Below are 2368 nucleotides of genomic sequence, written 5' to 3'. Positions count from 1 at the left end.
ATTGTCCAATATTCCCCACTGCTGCCTCCCGTAGGAGTCTGGGCCGTGTCTCAGTCCCAGTGTGGCTGATCATCCTCTCAAACCAGCTATCGATCATCGCCTTGGTAGGCCTTTACCCCACCAACTAGCTAATCGAACGCAGGTTCCTCCACAGGCGACTTGCGCCTTTGACCCTCAGGTATCATGCGGTATTAGCTCCAGTTTCCCGGAGTTGTCCCCCACCCGTGGATAGATCCCTACGCGTTACTCACCCGTCCGCCACTGATCCCGAAAGATCCGTGCGACTTGCATGTGTTAAGCATGCCGCCAGCGTTCGCTCTGAGCCAGGATCAAACTCTCAGGTTCAATCCTCTAAACCCAAATGAAAAAACGTCAGGCTTAATTGAAGCATCTTAAAAAGATACATCAGCGTCCAAACGTTCGACACTCAGGTCTCAGGAAAATAATCCCAAAACCAGCAGCACCAAAACGCCGCCAACATATCCCTTCCAATTCCATATTCAATTTTCAAAGATCAGCATCTCAAACCGCCCCGGCCAGACCCTCGAAGAAGGCCCCGCCGCGTCGGTGAACGGGCTTATACGGCCACCACACATCACTGTCAAACAATCATCACACAACACTTATCCACAAGAAAAATGACTGTAAATTGGGGAAAACGCGAGAAATCCACACTTTTCACCCTTTTAGCCCTCAGAAAAAACTTTCATTTTCTGCATTTTTCTTCTGAAATCTTTGTCCCACGTCAGAAATCCGGCCAGTTCGGCGCCAGATGCCCTCCCATCCTTAAAGGAGCGACGCGGACAGCCAGACCTGTGGCGTCGTTTGTCTCGACCATCAGACCGCAAACTGTCGCCTCGCCTTCTGCTGGCTGAGGGCGCTCCCCTGGGATTTTACGGATCAGCCGATGAAGGGACGCTTCCTTCCCCATACCGATGACACTGTCATAGTCACCGCACATGCCGGCATCCGTCTGATAGGCCGTTCCTTTGTGAAGAATACGATGATCTGCCGTCGGCACATGCGTATGTGTTCCAACAACCAGCGACACCCGCCCGTCGAAGAACTGACCAAAGCCCATCTTCTCACTGGTCGCTTCCGCGTGAATGTCTACGACGATTGCATTCACGGTCACGCCAAGCCGATGACGGGACAGCAGTTCACCGACGACCCGAAAGGGATCATCCAGCGGGTCCATGAAAATTCGCCCCATGACATTGACCACCAGAGCGCGGCGACCACGCTCCAGATCTATAATGTAGCTCCCCTGCCCCGGCGTCCCTGCGGGATAGTTTATAGGACGCACGATATTAGGCATCTGGCTGATGTGGCTCACCATATCGCGCCTGTCCCAGGCATGGTTGCCCAACGTGATGACATCTACACCGGCAGAGAACAGGCTTCTCGCGATATCAGGGGAAAGGCCATAACCATGTGAAGCGTTCTCCGCATTCACGATAACCAGATCCAAAGAGAGCTTTTTACGCCACTCCGGCAAGTTGTCGGTTATTGCTTCACGTCCACTCCGACCTACAACGTCGCCCAGAAACAGCAGTCTCAACAGTCAGCCTTCCAAATTATAAGGCCCCGTCTGAATCGTCTCTTTTTCAGTGACGACAACAGAAAGGGGAATATCGTACGGCCCAACGGGAATGCTTTTCATTTCCTGAAAGGCAAAACCGAAGCCAATTGCGGGCACATTCAGCTGCGCCAGAGTGCGGTCATAATAACCGCCCCCATAGCCCAAGCGAAAACCTTTCCGGTCAAACGCCAGAAAAGGAACAAGAACAAGATCAGGAATAAGAATGGGGCCATCAGGATGAGATGTCCCAAAGCGACCTGCCAGCATGCGGCTGTCTTCGCTCCACTCCCGAAAAACGAGAGGCGTTCCTTTGGGTGTCGTCTCGGGCAGCGCAACGCGTCGCCCATCACGAGCCAGCCGGGAACACAAAGGTCGAAGATCGATTTCTCCCGGCAGGGGCCAAACTGCCGCTACGCTCGGAGCATCATAAGTCTGAACGGTTTTGAAAATCCGCCCCAGAAGGTCCGCTTCTGCATGCGCTGGCGCATTCCTGCGCCTCTCAGCCATGAGGTCACGGAGTTCTTTTTTTTGCTGATCGATGGAAGAAATCTGTGGAGCCGCCAAAGCCGTTGGTCTTTTCAGCCCTCCTAGACCTGCAAGTGCAGGTGGGCACCGGTTAACGTGACCAGGGCCACGACAGAGCCAGTTCCCGTAGGAATGCTTATCGGCCCGGGGGTTGATTTGCCTGACGCACCAGGCAGCTCCGAACTACATATTAGACACTGCGGAGAGATATTCAACGGGAACCCGTCGATTACCCTTCCTTTTCGAGTGTCTCAGCCAAAC

Annotated in this window: 2 protein-coding genes, 1 rRNA gene and 1 other RNA gene; all 4 read right to left on the bottom strand. The window is 53.6% G+C overall.

Going from position 1 to position 2368, the window contains the following annotated elements; all coding sequences use genetic code 11:
• Positions 1-345: ribosomal RNA gene (locus tag OZD67_RS01835) — 16S ribosomal RNA — on the bottom strand; the annotation flags it as partial.
• A gap of 400 nt (positions 346-745) precedes the next feature.
• Positions 746-1561 carry a TIGR00282 family metallophosphoesterase gene (locus OZD67_RS01830; RefSeq protein WP_274999667.1) on the bottom strand — a complete coding sequence of 272 codons (816 nt, stop codon included), beginning with the start codon at positions 1559-1561 and terminating at the stop codon, positions 746-748.
• A 3-nt stretch (positions 1562-1564) separates the two neighbouring features.
• Positions 1565-2146 (bottom strand): 5-formyltetrahydrofolate cyclo-ligase, encoded by a 582-nt coding sequence (locus OZD67_RS01825; RefSeq protein ID WP_064275692.1) that lies wholly within the window; start codon positions 2144-2146, stop codon positions 1565-1567.
• Positions 2133-2289, bottom strand: a non-coding RNA gene (gene ssrS / locus OZD67_RS01820) — 6S RNA. Before ssrS ends, OZD67_RS01825 begins: the two co-directional genes overlap by 14 nt.
• Positions 2290-2368: the final 79 nt, after the last annotated feature.

Origin of the sequence: Wolbachia endosymbiont of Drosophila nikananu (genome assembly GCF_028981865.1) — a bacterium.
Classification (GTDB): Bacteria; Pseudomonadota; Alphaproteobacteria; order Rickettsiales; family Anaplasmataceae; genus Wolbachia; species Wolbachia pipientis_B.
Note: the sequence above shows the minus strand (reverse complement) of the source record. Positions and strands in the feature narration are given on the sequence as shown.